Source organism: Candidatus Flexifilum breve, from assembly GCF_016713355.1.
The window spans coordinates 377,740-393,067 of record NZ_JADJPI010000011.1; the positions used below are offsets into that span (position 1 = coordinate 377,740).

Genomic DNA, 15,328 nt, shown 5'->3' on the forward strand with positions numbered 1-15,328 from the left:
GCTTGTGAGCCGCATTACCCCGCAAAAGCTTGGAATACGGGCGGGTAACTGAGCAGCAATCCGAGTACCACCAGCACTACCGTGATGATGAACGAGGTGGTTAGGCTGACTGCCTTGCGCTGGAAGAAGAAGTGCAGCGCCACCCAACTGATGATAAACGCGATGACCGATACACCGGTCTTTCCGCTCAAGGGCCCAACGCCGCTGTTCCACGCGAGGAAGCTCTTGATCCCCGCATTTGCTTCCGCAGCAACGATCGCGATTCCGAGTACCAGTGAACCGACACCGCTCGCGATCATCGCGGCACCGACTGCCCGATCTGCGACGCTGATGCTGGTTGTCTCCACACTACTTTGTACTGCCTGCTGAAACTTCGTGGTTTGCGTTGCCATGATCCGAGTTCTCCTCTATCAAGTAAGGTTGGTATACGAGTAGGTGATCTATGTGAGCGGTGAGGCTTTGGTGATCAAAGCGCCCAGCACTCCGGCGATCCCGGCAACAGCGAACGACAGGAGGAACAACGCGATCATGATATTGCGTGCACGCTTGCTAGCCGCCAGTTCACTGCCATATTTGAAAATGCCATAGGCGACGACGGTAGCGAGCAGCGGCGAAATCCACGCTACGTGCTCTTTCCATTCCATTCCAAATTCATGATATTCAGCGGTTTCTTCGCTGGCAAGCAGCCAATAGCGCGGATACTGCGAGAGTTCTTCGGACTGGACGGTGCGGTCAATCGTCTCCGGCGGTGCAGCGCGGTACCACGGGTACACAATGTAGGTACCAACGATGACGGTTAACCAAACGCATACTGCCATGAGGATTGTGCCCCAGCGCAGGCGACGGACACGTTCTGTAATGCCATCCGGCGTGACAAACTGCGGGCGCAGGCTGTAAAGCCCGGCGAAGCCGCCAGCAAACGCCAGCAGGAACAGCGCGCCGAACCCCATTCCATGAATTAAAGTCCAAAGTTCACGATCTGTGAGATTCATATGACCCCCTATAGAAAAGCTTTGATTTCTTTGATCGTCGGTATGGTTCCAATGTATTCCCTTTGTTCAAGTCCAAGAAGGTATAAAAGTCCCCATTTTGTCGGGACAATTCGGAAACACCGCGAGTATGATTTCAAACTCGGAAAGGAATTCCTTAGAATGGGGTTCATATGCAAAGTAGGTGAAACCGATGCGAATGATCGGAAGTGAGAATTCGCTGATGCTGCGCTTCATTCAGTGCTTGTTGTGAATACAGCGACAACCCGTCAGTATGCCGTCATGTGATTGCTTTAGGGGAAGTTTTAGTACAAGTGAGGAATGCTTATGCAGCAGATTGAACGGTCGAAGGTTGGAACGATGCCTACCGACACGGCGCGCAGCGCGTGCTCAAAAGTCAATCGTTCCTGCGTTTGGTGTTGATTGCTGGACTAAACGTTCATCTCTACGCACCAGCAACTATCTTCGACCTCTGGTTCTCGGGTTTCAGCGGATAGCCAAGCGCGGCGAACACCGCGCCTTCTTTGAACGTCAACCCATTGATTTTCCTGCGGACGTGGTTTTGATGTACAGACTTGGCTGAGATTGAAACGCTCCCTGACAGACGGGGCAGCAGAAGTAATACCGGATTTCTCCGGAGACCAAACTACCATAAGCTTGATCGGGCTCAATGGTCGCACCACACACAGGATCGCGCACCTTTTCTGTCGGCTGGACAATCGGGTCGAGAGGCAGCGTCACATGAACAACCGTGCCTTTGCCCGGTTCACTTGAGATGCGCAGCGTGCCTTGCAGCTGCTCGACGCGCTCCTTCATCCCCAGCAGACCAAACTTCTGTCTTTGCGCCAGACAATCCAGATCAGGGGGAGGGGCGAAACCTAGACCATCGTCGGTGATTGTAAGATGAACATCGTTTGCATGAAAGTCCAATTCAAGCGTAATTTGATGTGCGCTCCCGTGCCGCTGCGCGTTCCGGGTCGCTTCCTGCGCCACGCGAAACAACGTGAGTTCCTGCGATTCGCCAATCCGGCGTGCATGACCAGTGATGCCGACTCGCGTCTGAACGTTCTTGTTTTGCGCTGCTAAAAGCTGCATCGCGGGGGCAATGCCGAGCTCTTCTAGTGCGGGTGGGCGCAGATCAGCGATCAGTCGGCGCAGGTTCTCGACGTTTTCGACCGCTTGCGTACGGGCACCACTCAGCAGCGTTTTCGCACGTTGAGGATCGGTCTCCAGCCAGTTCAGTCCGAGTTCAATGCTTTGCGCGATGGCGACCAGCGACTGGACGGTATCATCATGGAGTTCGTGCGCGATCCGTGTGCGCTCCGCCTCCTGTCCATCCGTCAGGGCATGACGATAGGTCAATCCTTCTGCCTGTGCACGCTGCACATGTCCTCCCTCAATTCGCCGATTGTCGAGATTCCCCCACAGGACTGCTCAAGCGCGGACATATCGCCAGCGGCAAGCTTTGCTGTACGCTTTAATAACCGTTGCAGCGGACGCAAGACTTGTGTAAAGAACCACACATTGAGCAACAGCGATCCTGCCAGCAGTCGCTTTGGGCTGATCTTCATACGTTCATCTCTACGATCCATCGGTCAGCGCAATGATGCCGCGTGATAAGCCCGCGGTGACCGCTTCAGTACGTGTGCTCACGCCCAGCTTTTGATAGACGATTTGGAGATGTCCCTGCACGGTGCGATCAGAAATGAACAGGACTTTGCCAATTTCCTTATTCGTCAAGCCCCGGGCGGCAAACCCTAGGATTTCGAGCTCACGGTTGGTCAGCCCCTCCACCAGCACCGCTGACTCTTGGGCGTGCCGTGCCGCTTTCGCCATGACATCCGCATCAAAGGCGGTGTGACCGACGGCGACCTCTTGCAGCGCCCGATAGAGCTGCGAAAACTCAGCGGTCTTCAACACATAGCCATCCGCGCCTGCGTCGAGCAGCGCATGGACGTAGGGGGGATCGTCGTACGCTGTCAACACGAGAACGCGCGCTTCAGGGTTGTCATGACGGATACGCCGTGTCGCTTCTACGCCCGTGAGTTCCGGCATGTGAATATCCATTACCACCACATCGGGTTGCAGTTCACGCGCCAATTGAACCGCTTCTACACCCGCCGTCGCCTCGCCGATTACCTCGACGCCCACGCTCTCCAAAAACATGCGCGTTCCCTGACGAACGATTTTATGATCTTCCGCGAGCAGCACACGCATCATGAATTCTCTCTGTAACTTGGCTTACATTCATTATAGTGCTGAACTTAAATGCCAAAATACCGCCAAATGGCGTGTGTTGCGGGCCACGGGAAGGGTTAGGCTTAGAGCGAAGTAGGCTATCAGGAGACGAAATCGTGGAAAAGAAGACCTTCAAAGTGCCGAATATGACGTGCAATGGCTGCGTCAGCACGGTGCGCGGCGAACTTGAGACTATTCCCGGTGTCGAAGTGCTGGACATCAACAAACCGGCCCAGTTGGTCACCGTGCAGTGGAATCAGCCCGCATCGTGGGCAACCATCGAACAGGCGCTAACCGCCATCGAATACGCGCCCACCGAAGCATAAGGTACAAGCGCATTTCAGAAGCAAAAGCCCTTGTTGAATGACAAGGGCTTTTTGTTGCTGCACGCTAGGCCGCATTGAGGTCGAGGCGGCGCAAAAGCTGTGCGTTGAACGCAACCACGATGGTACTCACGGACATGAACACCGCGCCGATCGCCGGGTCGAGTGTGATGCCGAACGGCGCGAGCACCCCCATCGCCAGCGGAATGGCGATGACATTGTAGCCCGTCGCCCAGATCAGGTTTTGGATCATCTTGCCGTAAGTCGCCCGGCTGAGCCGAACGATTTTCACAATGTCCAGCGGATTGGAGCGCACGAGGATGATCCCGGCGCTTTCAATCGCGACATCGGTTCCGGCACCGATGGCGATCCCGACATCGGCGGTGACGAGCGCGGGCGCATCATTCACACCATCGCCGACCATCGCCACCTTAATACCGCCGCGCTGCAGTTCGCGCACCTTGTCGGCTTTGTGTTCGGGCAGCACCTGAGCGAAAAACGTATCGATGTTGAGTTCTTGGGCGACAGCACGGGCGACTGGCTCACTGTCCCCGGTGAGCATCGCGACCTTCAGACCGAGATCGTGCAGTTGGCGCACCGCTGCGCGGCTCTCCTCGCGGATCACGTCGGCAATGGCGAACAGCGCGACCACTTCGCTATCCGTCGTGAGGTAGATAACCGATTGTCCGGCGTCCTCGGCTTGCGTTTTGTCGGCTTTCAACCCGGGCGGCACGCTCAAGTTCAGTTGTTCGAGCAGGCGTGGCCCGCCGATGTAGTAAGTCATCCCATCGACAACCGCTTTGACCCCTCGCCCGGCAAGGCTCTCGAAGCGGGTGACAGCGGCGGGAGTAAGTTCATGTTCCTGCACGTATCCACGCACGGCTTGGGCAATGATATGTTCACTGTCACCTTCCAACCCGGCAGCGATGCGCAGGGCATCATCCTCAGCGATTCCATTCACTGCGACCCGCACAACACCCTGCTCACCCTTTGTGAGCGTCCCAGTCTTGTCGAAGATGATGGTATTCAGGTCTTTGGCGCTCTCTAGTGCGAGGCGCTGGCGCACCAGCAGTCCGTTTCGCGCCGATAGCGTGGTCGAGATCGCGACGACCAGCGGCACCGCCAGACCGAGCGCGTGCGGGCAGGCGATCACCAGCACTGTGACCATGTTCTTGACCGCTTCCGAGAGGCTACCGGTGAAGAGTAACCACCCAACCAAAGTGAGTGCGCCCGCCGCCAACGCGATGATGGTCAGCCAGAAAGCGGCACGCTGAGCGAGGGTTTGCGCCCGCGACTGACTTTTCTGCGCGTCCTCGACTAAGCGCATGATGCCCGCCAGCGCCGTTCCTTCGCCTACCTGCCGCACTTCAACCCGCAGTGATCCTGAGCCGTTGACCGTGCCGCCGATCACCGATTCACCGGGGTGCTTATGGACCGGGCGGCTTTCCCCGGTGATCATCGCCTCGTTGACGCTGCTTTCTCCGACCACAACGACGCCGTCGGCGGGAATGCTCGCGCCGGGACGAATGAGCAGGCGGTCGCCCACCCGAAGTTGAGCTACTTCAACCGTTTCTGTCTCGCCGGAGGGGAGCAGGCGTTCGGCGGTATCGGGCAGGAGCTTCGCCAGTTCACGGAGAGCGCCCTGCGCTTGACCCACGCTGCGCAGTTCGATCCAATGGCCGAGCAGCATCACGGCGATCAGGGTTGATAGTTCCCAGAAGAAGTCCATCATCGGTGGTGTCACCGCCATGCCCGGCATCGTTGGCGGGGCGGCGGGTGGGAACAAGAAGATCGCCACGCTGTAGAGATAAGCGGCGATGATGGCAACGGAAATCAGCGTCATCATGCCGGGCTGCCGCTGCGCGAGTTCCTGCCGTGCCATGCTCAGGAACGGCAAGCCGCCATAGAAGAAGATGAAGGATCCCAGCACCGGAGCGATCAGGCTACTGCCGGGAAATTCTGGCATCGAGAAACCCAACCATGCTTGCACCATCGGCGAATACAGCACGACGATGATGGTCAGCGGCAGCACCACGAAGAAGCGGTTGCGCATCAGCTTCGCGTGCCCCTCGTGCATCACCCCGTGACCCGCATGCTCGTGGTGTCCGCCATGCTCCATGGTATGGTGATCGTGTCCCATGCTGGTGTGATCGGGGTGCTGCGCGCTGTCCATTATCGGAACAGCGGGCTGCGGTTCAAGGATTTCATTCGCGCGGTAATTGGGATCATGAGCGGCATGATCGACGGTCTGTTCAGCAACGTGATGTGCGGTGGAATGATCAGGATGCGCTCCATGCCCATCGTGTGGATGCTCAGTGCGATGGTTGGATGAACTACTCATCGTTTTCCATTCCTATCTAGTAGCCGGTCGTTACAATACACCGTCATCATAGGGCAATGATTTGGCTTACGAACGCGCTAAATGGCGTGAAAGCCCCGTGCTGCACGAAAAGAGTCCGAATCTCGATAGGGATGACGGCAATCTGGCGAAAAGGTGAGTATCTATTTTGATACTCCCCTTCCGCTGTGCATCCGCCATTTGGCGGGGCAAATCTATGCCAAAAACAGGCGATTTGGCGGGTAAAAAACATGACAAATATCACTGATACTTCGGGTGAACAAGCTAACAGGGAGTATTCAGATGAAACATACCTTGACGGTAACGGCGCTTCTATTCGCCATTTTGACCATTGTCCCCTCCTTAGTATCTGCCGATGCACCGGTTGAAGGACGTATTGGGCGGGCGGAAGTGCGGTATATGGAAGGCATGATTGATCATCATCAGATGGCGATTGACATGGCGCTCGATTGTTTGGTGCGCACGGATGTTTCCGATTCGCTCACCGAAGTCTGTCAGTCCGTTGTTGATGCTCAGCAGCCGGAGATTGAGCAGATGCAGGCATGGCTGCTAGACTGGTACAACATTGACTATGCCCCCGTATCCATGGCAGACATGATGGGTGATGAGATGGGGGATATGGATCATGGCGGGATGAACATGGCGGGGATGCCTGCGACCGACCCCGCAGTGATGATGGGGATGTTCGCCGGTTTCAACCGTCTGGAAGGCGCTGACTACGAGGTCGCATGGTTCGAGGCAATGGTCGATCATCATGACGATGCGGTGCATATGTCTGAGCGTCTACTGGAACGCGATGCGGATCAAACTGGACACGCGGAACTACGCGCTTTAGCACAAGCCATCATCACTGCCCAGACAGGGGAAATCAACAGCTACGAAGAATTGATTGCGGCGCACGAAAATCAGTAGCTTGCCCGAAGCGACATAGATTGTCTGTGTCGCTTAACTATTTTTGTTATACTCTTGAGCGGTCTTTCGCAAAGAAAGACCGCTCAACAGCAAGATGCTTGCTCGATCCCCATGCTGCAATCCTTAACCGCTCGCTAATCTCAGCATCTACTCGACCTGTTCTTATACTCATCTATGAGTTCGGAAAGGCATGTGATGAACCAGGATAAGCGTTCGGGTTATCTTCGCTTTGGAGCGATGATCCTCACCTCGATGATTGTGATGTACGGCGTAATGTACCTGAATACCTACGAACTGTCAGATGTTCGCTGGAGCGAGACGCGCTTGTTTATGACACTGCTGATGGGCGCGACGATGGCGGTAATCATGCTCAGTTTCATGCGGAAGATGTTCAGTAACAAGCGACTCAATATTGCGATCTATGTCGGTAGTGTCATCGTTTTTCTGATCGCGCTGTGGCTGGTTCGCAGCCAAATCACGGTTGGCGACTCCGCCTATATGAGTGCCATGATTCCACATCACTCCATCGCTATCCTGACCAGCGAACGTGCGCAAATCGAGGATGTTCGCGTCAAGGAACTTGCTGATCAGATTATCGAGGCGCAGCGTCGTGAAATCGCGGAGATGAACTGGCTGCTTGAGGATATTCGTCAGAACGGCATTGCTGCCGCACAAGCTGATGCTGAAGCGCGCCCAGTGCCTGAGTTTGGGGATACACCTTGAAACCTAGCTTATGAAATTTTGGCTACATACTCCTCGCCCTACAGGCAAGGGCAGGTGCGTGGCACCAGGCGTTGGCAAACAGTCAGCGCCTGTAAACACACGCTTAGCTGGCCACGACCAGTGTTCCCTGCATCGTTGGACTGCTGCGCCCGCCACAACAGGTGTCACAGTAATAGGTGTAAACACCGGGCGTTTCGAATGTGAAGCTGAATGCCTCACTTCCAAGGGGCGGAGCGATGATATCGATCCCCAGCGCATCCACGGCAAACTGATGCTGACCGCCCCCATCGGGATGATTGGCATGGTCAAGGCTCGTCAGGTGAATGGTGGTATTCTGCCCAATTTGAGCATGAATAACCGAAGTATCGTAGCCGCCCATGTCCATCGTCAGCGCAATATGCTGATCTCCACGGGCGAGCGGGGTCGAGGCGAGCTGGTATGCCAGAACACCCAAGATGGCTGCCAGTAAAATTCGCATGGAAAGATAGAGTAACCGCCGCGACAAAGATGAGTGCCTGACAGCGTGCGTATGCTTTCTTTTAAGCCGCATTTCAACCTCCTGACACGCATTGGACTATAAATCAGGAGTTCGCGGTCGCACCACGTGCGATTAGCGGGTTCAGCGTAGGCTGTTTTGCCTATTTGAGACCCTAAGCGCACCCGCCAAATAGCGGGGTGACAGCACGCCATTCTCGCGATGTGCTCAGGGATGCTCTCTCATATACTCCTCTGACAGTATTCTTCAAGACGAGGTTAGCGATGAAAATAAAACTCGGACTTCTCTGTGTTCTCGGGCTTCTGCTCGTACTTCCCATGACCGTGAGCAGCGCACAGGAATCCCCTGTGACGCCGACGGTTGACCATGCCGCCCATCATGCCGGACAAGCTGAGGCGACGCCTGAAGCGACCGACTCTCCAGCCGACATGGGCGGCATGCAGATGGAAGGCAGTGACGAGGCAGATCACATGTCCATGATGCAGTCGATGATGTCCATGATGGAGAGCATGATGGGCATGGACATGTCGGCTGATATGCGCGATATGATGAACCAGATGCACGACATGATGAGCATGATGCATGGTGGCGAGATGGCGATGGAAGCCACGGCGACTCCGGAAATGGGCGCCATGGCGATGGAGATGGACAGCGGCTATTCAGTGGATGATCTCGCGCCGCTGGCCTTCGCCTATTACAATGGCGGGGATGTGTATTTCGTTCATCCCGAAGCGTCGGATCCCGGCGTCGCGGAAGTGTTAACCGCCATGATGGGCACGGATGTGATCACGGTCCCCAGCTTAGCCGAGGTTCCTGAAGAACTGCTCGGCGCGGTCTATGTGTTCACCAACGGCCTCGACGGTATGGGTCCGCTCGGTCATCAACCGGATGTGTTCGACTCGGTTCCGGGTGTTGAAGGCTACACCCCGCTGCGGTCAGTTCATCTCGTCACATGGCAGGACGGTGTCGAAGCGCGCGAACTGACGAGCGTCGAAGCGGTGTTGGCGGCGGAAACGGCGGGCGAAGTCGTGATTGAGGTGCCCGGCGTAGTCGTGAACATGCCCATCCTCGTGTGGCCGGACGGCCAGCGCTAACCGGCCAGCGCATTGGATGAGCGGCAGGAGACGGTCAATCCATCTCCTGCTTTTATTTTGGGTAAGAGTAGGGTGTGCTTAGCGGTTGCTGTTGTTCGGCTCGACGGACAGCGACCACAGGTAATCGACGAGTGCCCATGTTTCATCGGGGGTGAGCAGCGTGCCGAAGTTGGGCATATCGGTGCCCATGCCGCCGCGCCGGATTTTCGCGTACAGGACATCGCCGCGCATGGTGAATAGATAATTCGGGTCCGCGAAGGCGACGGGCGTTTCAGCGGTTTGAGCGGCCATAAAGCCATCCCCTCCGCCCGTTTCCCCATGGCAGGCGGCGCAGTTTTGCGCGTAATACGGCGCTGCCCTCGCGAGCGATTCTGACGCTGCTGAGCGCGTCCATAGATACGCGACGGCATCGGCTAAATCGGTTTGCGGGGTGTTCGGATTTTGCGTAAGGAGGAGCGCAATTGCTTGCTGCGGCGTGTGGGACTGCCGCCATGCGTCATCTTGAAATTCTGTCGGAATGGTGAGCGCAGCAGCGATGGTCGCGCCGCGTTCCGCCGACGGGCGTTCGACCAGCACCGGTGCGTCGTCCATCGGCATGCTGCTCATCGCACTTGATCGATTGTGAACCGACGCGTCAATATCAACGCCTTCCGCCACCAGCGCGGCGATCACGGGATCGGGGAGTGCCGTGGGGATCACATTCGGGTTCACCCGATCGCGGACGTCGATGACGCCGCGCATCCGCCAGTGATTGACGCTGCACCACGTATTGCAGTAAAAGGTGTAGGTGCCCGCCTCATCAAAGGTCAGGGTGACTTCTTTGATATGCCCCGGATCGATCTGTCCTAGATCGACACCCAGCCCCGGACCAATCGCCACGCCATGCGTGACATCGATCGAGGTGAATCGCAGCATGACCGTTTCACCCGCCGTGACGCTGAAGCTGTTCGGTTGAAAGCCGCCGTTTTCCGGGCTGGAGGCGGAAATGTCAATCGTGCGGATGCCGCTCAACTGCGGTCGCACGATGAACTGATAGCCCAGTATCAGCGCGGGCAGCCCGATCAGGATGACGCCGACGGTGAGCCGCGCGATGAATTCAGACCGCTTGAACATGCTTTATCCCAGATACAAGACCATAAACACGCCTGTGATCAGCGTGAGCAGACCGGCGACGGGCAGCATGGCGGTGAACGCTCCGCGGTGATCGGCGTAAAACTGCCGCGCGCTGCGGTAGGCGGTATTCACGGCGAACATCAAGCCGACGCTGAGGACGCCGACCTGCAGGAAGCTCAGAAGCTGCGGTGCGAACGGTGTCCATGCAGCGTCAGCAGTGCCAAACAAGTTCCAGCCCCAGCCAAACGGATCGGAAAGCACGGAGAGTGCGTAACTGCCGTTGACGAAGACAAAGCCCAGACTGAAGGCGATCCATGCGGCTAAGCCGAGCGGGACGAGCGTATAGGCGAAAGCCACGAACAGATCGCGGATTTTCATTTCGCCTGCGAGTTTCCGTCCGATCCACGCCGCCCCAGAAGAGTCCCGGCAGCAGCACCAGATTAAACAGCCACAAGCCCGCCGCATACAGCAGCCAGTGGGGGAGCGTGTCCATGTTCGCCCAATTTTGAGCCAACCCAACGCCCGAGCAGCACGGTTGAGTAGACCAGCGCGCAGCCGAGCATGATAAACGCTTTGTAGGCTTCGTCGAGCCGCCGTTCCTGAGCGACGAACAAATCACTGCCGAAGGGGCGCAGTCGGATGGTGATGTTGTCCTTCGGGCAGGTTTTGATACATTCGAAGCACAGGCCGCAGTAGGTGTTGCGCTTCAGGTTGCCGGGGTAAACCATCCACGGACAGCCATAGCCTTGGTCGTTGCCGACGACGCAGTCTTTCGCGCCGTGTTCAAGACAGGTTTTGCAGTCCCGCACCCTCAGTTCAAGCGGTGCCATCATCGCGTACAAGCCGATGAATCCACCGACCGGGCAGACATAGCGGCAGAACACACGCTTTTCGTAGACAAGGCTCAAGCCGAGTGCCGCGAGGACAAACGCCAGCAGCACCCCTGCGCTGATATGCGGGCGGGTGAGGATGATCGCGCTGAAGCTGGCGATCCCCAGAAAGCCGAAGTTTTGCAGCCACATGTTCTTGAAACGCTTCGGGAACCGTTTGCCCAGCGTGTGTAGTTTGCCGGGCGTGCGGCGAATAATGCCGCGTCGCTGCAACCATTCCCCCGGCGCGGGAAGCGGACAGACCGTACACCACACGCGCCCGAAGAACGGGACGAGGACGATGATGAGGAGCGCCCACCACACGATCCAGACGAACACGATGCCGAAATTCCGGCTTCCGGCAGGTGTGCCGAAGAACCCCGCCAGTATCGCCAGCGTGAACCCGAACAGCGTGATCAACTGCAAGGCCGGCTGAAACCAGCGCGCTTTCAGCAGTGTCTTCAGCGCTGCCGGCATAGCGGGACGCGCCGATGGTGGAGCTGGGCGGGGTAGGGTGATCATAATCGGCTCACGGAATCCAGTTGGAGTAGACTTCGACGTACTGGTCGGGGTTTTCAGGATCATTCGTGCGGACATGTACACGGAAATGATGCGGGCCATCCATCCCGGCGTGCATCGAGAAGGTGAAACTGACGGTGGCTTCGTCCCCCGGCGCGAGATGGCGGTTGCTCGTCGAGACGCGCGGCGGGCAGCAGCCTTCGAGGATTTCAATCTGCGGATCACCAAGGATGAGGAGCGTCTGATCGCCGATGTTCTTGACCTTGAATTCAGTTGTGACCGGATTGTTGTAGTGCTGGTCACCGTAATCGAAGTTTGTCTGGCTGACCTGTACGGCGGCTCTGCCTGTGACTTCGGGGGTGTAAGGTGGGCGCTGGTTGGCGAGGACGGACAGCAGAAGTGCGCCGATTACCAGGATTGCCCCAAGGCCCAGAATGAGAGGTAACCGGGAGGGGGGATGTGGCGTCGTCGTTTTCTGCACGCGGGCGGCGATTTGTTTCGCTTGGGAACTCATGCTTTGTTTGCTCCAAAATAAAGGTAAACGAGAGTGCTGATCAGGCTGACGCCGAGCAACGTCAGCGCCCGCCAGAAGGGGAAATTGTTGTTGACGACGAGTTCGCCGATCATGAAGGGATGCAGTGCCCCGCAGCTCACCGCGCAGCGGTAGCGGAACTTCCCGGTTTGATCGGCAGTGAAGGTGATCTGGCGGGTAATACCCGGTTCAACCCGCTGGTTGATCTGGTAGCCGTCCAGATAAAAGCCATGCACCACATCGGACGAGCTCAGCGTGATCGTCACCTGATCACCCTGCTGCACCTCGATACGCCCCGGCGTGAACTCGAACTGGCGCATGTCGAGGCTGAATTCGTGAGTGCCAGAGGCTCGCAGCGCGGGTAGGGGGACGAACCATACGGCGACAAAAACCAGCAGCGCGCAGAGAAGGATCAGACGGCGTTTGACGATCAGGGGGGGCATGGCGGTTTATCCCTGCGGCAGCGGCGTATTTGTCGATGGGCCGTAGGCGCTGTACGTCGCATCGACATAGGTGCGAATTTCAGGCGAAGATTTGCCTTCGCGAAGCAGACGCATCACATCCTGCGTGATGTCCACACAGATACCACAGCCCGCCGCATGCTCATCAAATGTGATGTTGCCCGCGCGATCCACATCCTGAATGTAGCAGTTCAGATTGCTCATGTGGCCCATCGAGCCGCAGCCGCAGTAGCAGGGGTACTTGGCAGTTTCTTCCATATTCGCCATCGCGAAACGGTACGCTTCGCGCACTGTCGGCGGGGCATCCGCGAGAAAGGCGGGCAATTGCGCTTCATCAGCTAAGGCGTACGGCAGATGCTGGCCGGTACAGCTCGAAATGAACAGGGGGACGGTTACCAACAGGAGAAATAGGCGCTTGATCACAATTATTTCCTATCGAAACGTGATTTGTGAAAATCCTAACTTGTCTCACCTGCGCTTTCATGCGCTGTTTGGCGCGGCGCGGCACGCCATTTGGCGGGGATCAAGGGGGCACAAAAGCAAGCAATATGACGCATGTGGGTGCAAAGACACGCTCTATAATCAGATCGATAACTGTGGATGACAGGATTGAAGTATGGCTATTCAGGTGATCCTCGCCGACGACCATGCCGTGGTGCGCAAGGGCATTCGCGATTTCCTTGAAGAAGAAGGTGATATCCAGGTGATCGCCGAAGCGAGCGACGGGGCGAAGGCGAAAGAGTTATTGAGTACCCTACAGCCCGATGTCGCCGTGCTCGACGTGCGCATGCCGCACGCGACCGGGATCGAGGTCACCCGCTGGATTCGCGAACAGAAACTGCCCGTGCGCGTCGTCATCCTGACCGCGTATGACGATGACCCGTTTGTCGTTGCGGCGATGCAAGCCGGCGCGAACGGCTATGTGATGAAGAATGCGGAAGCCGAAGAGATCACGGCGGCGGTACGGGCGGTCTATCGCGGACAGTCGGCCATCGCACCGGAAATCGCCCAGAAAGTGCTCACCCATCTCGTCGTGGGCACATCTGCCAGCACGCCGGACGAGCCGCTCACCGACCGTGAACGCGATATTTTACAACTTGCCGCGGGCGGTCTGACCAACAAGGGGATCGGCATGAAATTGTCGATCAGCGACCGTACCGTGCAGGGGCATCTCGCCAGCATTTACGGCAAGCTCGGCGTGAACAGCCGCACCGAAGCCGTGACGAAAGCCTTGCAGCTCAACATCATTCAACTGGAGCAAAAGGCGTGATGCGGTTGCCGCACCAGTTACATGGGCTGCGCGCTCAGGTACTGCTGTGGACGGTGCTGCCGCTGACGATTTTCCTGATCGTGTTTGCCCTCAGCGGCGTGAGCAGTCATCAAAGCTCGATGCGCGCGCTCGCCATTGAAGAGAATGCGCGGTTGGTGACGGTGATGGCAGAACTGGTCTCCGTCAGCGTCGAGAACCAAGCCCTGCGTCAGGATATTGACCCGGCAGCGGTCGCGGCGGATTCGCTGGATCTACACGGGATTCTGCGCATGGATCATGAGGAAGCAGTGACGACCCTCGTCCTGCTGGACGCCAATGGGCGGGTGCTGTTTCATCAGGGCGATATCCCCAGTGAGACGGCTTTACTGGCATGGGAGGGCGTGCAAGCTGCGCTCCAGCGTGAAAATGGCGCGCTGTTTCCCAGCCCTGCCTCGGAGCAGGATGATGTCATCGCCTATGCGCCGGTGCCCAATACCAACTGGGTGCTCTTGATTCGCGAAGGCTGGCATTCGGTCACTGTACCGTTGATCCAGTTTGAGCAGTTGATGCCGTTCATCCTGTTTACTGCCGCCGCCGTGTCGCTGCTGACCCTCTTTTTTGGTGTGCGCTTTGTGGTGCAACCGCTCCGGCAGCTGCGTTTGCGGGCGTTGAGCATCGGGAAAGGCGATTTCCGCGCCTATCAAGAGCACATCAGCGGCGTACAGGAGATTGAAGACTTGAGCCACGCGCTTGACGACATGGCCGCCCAGGTCCAAAGCTATCAGGCGGCGCTGCACGATTATGTCGGCGAAGTCACGCGCGCGCAGGAAGAAGAACGCGGACGACTGGCGCGTGAACTGCACGACGAAACCGTGCAAACGCTGATCGCGCTGGGGCACAAAGCGCAGATGGCGCAGCGCGCGCTGCATCGTGACCAGGCTCAGGCGGACACGCGCATCGAAGAACTGCGCGACATGATCGGCGAGGCGATTGAGGAAGTGCGCCGCTTCAGCCGCGCGCTGCATCCGCATTATCTGGAAGAACTGGGATTGGTGAGCGCGCTGGAAGTCCTTACTAAAGAGGCGCAAGCGAAACTGGAAATTCGCGGGTCGGTCGTGCGCCTGACAGCCGAACAAGAACTCACAATCTATCGCATCGCTCAGGAGGCGCTGAACAATGCCGCGCATCATGCCCAAGCTGATCAGATCGTAGTGCAATTGGGGTTCAATGCTGGGAAGGTGCAGCTCACGATTCGGGATGACGGCCAAGGCTTCTCGGTGCCGGCCTACTTCAGCGACTTTACGCGCATCGGGCATTTTGGCTTGATCGGAATGCGGGAACGGGCGCAGCTTGTCAACGGCGCGCTGACGGTGGACTCGACGCCGGGACGGGGAACCCTCGTGTCATTTTCTATTCCGCTCTGATCCTACCCGCGTAATCTAGGTATGTGG

General features: G+C 57.4%; 18 protein-coding genes. 6 read left to right on the forward strand and 12 right to left on the reverse strand.

From position 1 onward, the window contains the following. Positions 1-14: 14 nt before the first annotated feature. The 4 genes from IPK17_RS13440 to IPK17_RS13455 form a co-directional block, all read right to left on the reverse strand. Positions 15-392 (reverse strand): hypothetical protein, encoded by a 378-nt coding sequence (locus IPK17_RS13440; protein WP_343418204.1) that lies wholly within the window; start codon positions 390-392, stop codon positions 15-17. Positions 393-440: 48 nt separating this feature from the next. Further along, positions 441-992, reverse strand: coding sequence for a hypothetical protein (locus IPK17_RS13445; RefSeq protein ID WP_343418205.1), 552 nt, complete (start codon positions 990-992; stop codon positions 441-443). 528 nt (positions 993-1,520) lie between these two features. Further along, complete coding sequence (locus tag IPK17_RS13450) at positions 1,521-2,375, reverse strand: ATP-binding protein (protein ID WP_343418206.1); 855 nt, start codon at positions 2,373-2,375, stop codon at positions 1,521-1,523. Positions 2,376-2,570: 195 nt separating this feature from the next. After that, positions 2,571-3,209 carry a response regulator transcription factor gene (locus tag IPK17_RS13455; protein WP_343418207.1) on the reverse strand — a complete coding sequence of 213 codons (639 nt, stop codon included), beginning with the start codon at positions 3,207-3,209 and terminating at the stop codon, positions 2,571-2,573. A 134-nt stretch (positions 3,210-3,343) separates the two neighbouring features. On the opposite strand from IPK17_RS13455, the gene IPK17_RS13460 reads away from it, so the two are divergent. Beyond that, the gene (locus tag IPK17_RS13460; protein WP_343418208.1) at positions 3,344-3,553 is read left to right on the forward strand and encodes a heavy-metal-associated domain-containing protein; all 210 of its coding nucleotides are present in this window, start codon (positions 3,344-3,346) and stop codon (positions 3,551-3,553) included. 64 nt (positions 3,554-3,617) lie between these two features. Here the strand turns inward: IPK17_RS13460 and IPK17_RS13465 are convergent, their stop codons facing one another. Continuing rightward, positions 3,618-5,891 (reverse strand): heavy metal translocating P-type ATPase, encoded by a 2,274-nt coding sequence (locus IPK17_RS13465; protein ID WP_343418209.1) that lies wholly within the window; start codon positions 5,889-5,891, stop codon positions 3,618-3,620. Between the two features lie 300 nt (positions 5,892-6,191). Here IPK17_RS13465 and IPK17_RS13470 point away from each other — a divergent pair, with 300 nt between their 5' ends. Then, the gene (locus IPK17_RS13470; RefSeq protein ID WP_343418210.1) at positions 6,192-6,821 is read left to right on the forward strand and encodes a DUF305 domain-containing protein; all 630 of its coding nucleotides are present in this window, start codon (positions 6,192-6,194) and stop codon (positions 6,819-6,821) included. A gap of 195 nt (positions 6,822-7,016) precedes the next feature. Continuing rightward, positions 7,017-7,544 (forward strand): DUF305 domain-containing protein, encoded by a 528-nt coding sequence (locus IPK17_RS13475; protein ID WP_343418211.1) that lies wholly within the window; start codon positions 7,017-7,019, stop codon positions 7,542-7,544. 103 nt (positions 7,545-7,647) lie between these two features. On the opposite strand, the gene IPK17_RS13480 is transcribed toward IPK17_RS13475, so the two are convergent. Continuing rightward, positions 7,648-7,998, reverse strand: coding sequence for a cupredoxin domain-containing protein (locus IPK17_RS13480; RefSeq protein ID WP_343418212.1), 351 nt, complete (start codon positions 7,996-7,998; stop codon positions 7,648-7,650). Between the two features lie 389 nt (positions 7,999-8,387). Between IPK17_RS13480 and IPK17_RS13485 the strand changes: the two genes are divergently transcribed. Beyond that, positions 8,388-9,134, forward strand: a complete 747-nt coding sequence (locus IPK17_RS13485; protein WP_343418213.1) for a DUF7482 domain-containing protein — start codon at positions 8,388-8,390, stop codon at positions 9,132-9,134. Positions 9,135-9,212: 78 nt separating this feature from the next. Here the strand turns inward: IPK17_RS13485 and IPK17_RS13490 are convergent, their stop codons facing one another. From IPK17_RS13490 to IPK17_RS13515, 6 genes are all read right to left on the reverse strand, one after another. Next, positions 9,213-10,247, reverse strand: a complete 1,035-nt coding sequence (locus IPK17_RS13490) for a c-type cytochrome (protein WP_343418214.1) — start codon at positions 10,245-10,247, stop codon at positions 9,213-9,215. A gap of 3 nt (positions 10,248-10,250) precedes the next feature. Beyond that, positions 10,251-10,625 carry a hypothetical protein gene (locus IPK17_RS13495; RefSeq protein WP_343418215.1) on the reverse strand — a complete coding sequence of 125 codons (375 nt, stop codon included), beginning with the start codon at positions 10,623-10,625 and terminating at the stop codon, positions 10,251-10,253. Positions 10,626-10,687: 62 nt separating this feature from the next. Then, a complete protein-coding gene (locus tag IPK17_RS13500; protein ID WP_343418216.1) occupies positions 10,688-11,593 on the reverse strand; it encodes a 4Fe-4S binding protein in 906 nt (301 codons plus the stop codon). 52 nt (positions 11,594-11,645) lie between these two features. Further along, positions 11,646-12,149: a DUF1573 domain-containing protein gene (locus IPK17_RS13505; RefSeq protein ID WP_343418217.1), complete on the reverse strand. Its 504-nt coding sequence runs from the start codon at positions 12,147-12,149 to the stop codon at positions 11,646-11,648. Beyond that, positions 12,146-12,610, reverse strand: coding sequence for a cupredoxin domain-containing protein (locus tag IPK17_RS13510; RefSeq protein WP_343418218.1), 465 nt, complete (start codon positions 12,608-12,610; stop codon positions 12,146-12,148). Before IPK17_RS13510 ends, IPK17_RS13505 begins: the two co-directional genes overlap by 4 nt. 6 nt (positions 12,611-12,616) lie before the next feature. Next, positions 12,617-13,051, reverse strand: a complete 435-nt coding sequence (locus IPK17_RS13515) for a PCYCGC motif-containing (lipo)protein (RefSeq protein ID WP_343418219.1) — start codon at positions 13,049-13,051, stop codon at positions 12,617-12,619. Between the two features lie 193 nt (positions 13,052-13,244). On the opposite strand from IPK17_RS13515, the gene IPK17_RS13520 reads away from it, so the two are divergent. Both IPK17_RS13520 and IPK17_RS13525 read left to right on the forward strand, forming a co-directional pair. Then, complete coding sequence (locus IPK17_RS13520; RefSeq protein ID WP_343418220.1) at positions 13,245-13,898, forward strand: response regulator; 654 nt, start codon at positions 13,245-13,247, stop codon at positions 13,896-13,898. After that, positions 13,898-15,301, forward strand: coding sequence for a sensor histidine kinase (locus IPK17_RS13525; protein WP_343418262.1), 1,404 nt, complete (start codon positions 13,898-13,900; stop codon positions 15,299-15,301). The genes IPK17_RS13520 and IPK17_RS13525 overlap by 1 nt, the downstream gene beginning before the upstream one ends. The last annotated feature ends 27 nt before the right edge of the window (positions 15,302-15,328 follow it).

Bases quoted from the DNA above. Each gene is read 5' to 3' on its own strand.
- IPK17_RS13440 (WP_343418204.1), bottom strand. From the start codon at position 392: ATGGCAACGCAAACCACGAAGTTTCAGCAGGCAGTACAAAGTAGTGTG.
- IPK17_RS13445 (WP_343418205.1), bottom strand. From the start codon at position 992: ATGAATCTCACAGATCGTGAACTTTGGACTTTAATTCATGGAATGGGG.
- IPK17_RS13455 (WP_343418207.1), bottom strand. From the start codon at position 3,209: ATGATGCGTGTGCTGCTCGCGGAAGATCATAAAATCGTTCGTCAGGGA.
- IPK17_RS13465 (WP_343418209.1), bottom strand. From the start codon at position 5,891: ATGAGTAGTTCATCCAACCATCGCACTGAGCATCCACACGATGGGCAT.
- IPK17_RS13470 (WP_343418210.1), top strand. From the start codon at position 6,192: ATGAAACATACCTTGACGGTAACGGCGCTTCTATTCGCCATTTTGACC.
- IPK17_RS13475 (WP_343418211.1), top strand. From the start codon at position 7,017: ATGAACCAGGATAAGCGTTCGGGTTATCTTCGCTTTGGAGCGATGATC.
- IPK17_RS13490 (WP_343418214.1), bottom strand. From the start codon at position 10,247: ATGTTCAAGCGGTCTGAATTCATCGCGCGGCTCACCGTCGGCGTCATC.
- IPK17_RS13495 (WP_343418215.1), bottom strand. From the start codon at position 10,625: ATGAAAATCCGCGATCTGTTCGTGGCTTTCGCCTATACGCTCGTCCCG.
- IPK17_RS13500 (WP_343418216.1), bottom strand. From the start codon at position 11,593: ATGCCGGCAGCGCTGAAGACACTGCTGAAAGCGCGCTGGTTTCAGCCG.
- IPK17_RS13505 (WP_343418217.1), bottom strand. From the start codon at position 12,149: ATGAGTTCCCAAGCGAAACAAATCGCCGCCCGCGTGCAGAAAACGACG.
- IPK17_RS13510 (WP_343418218.1), bottom strand. From the start codon at position 12,610: ATGCCCCCCCTGATCGTCAAACGCCGTCTGATCCTTCTCTGCGCGCTG.
- IPK17_RS13520 (WP_343418220.1), top strand. From the start codon at position 13,245: ATGGCTATTCAGGTGATCCTCGCCGACGACCATGCCGTGGTGCGCAAG.
- IPK17_RS13525 (WP_343418262.1), top strand. From the start codon at position 13,898: ATGCGGTTGCCGCACCAGTTACATGGGCTGCGCGCTCAGGTACTGCTG.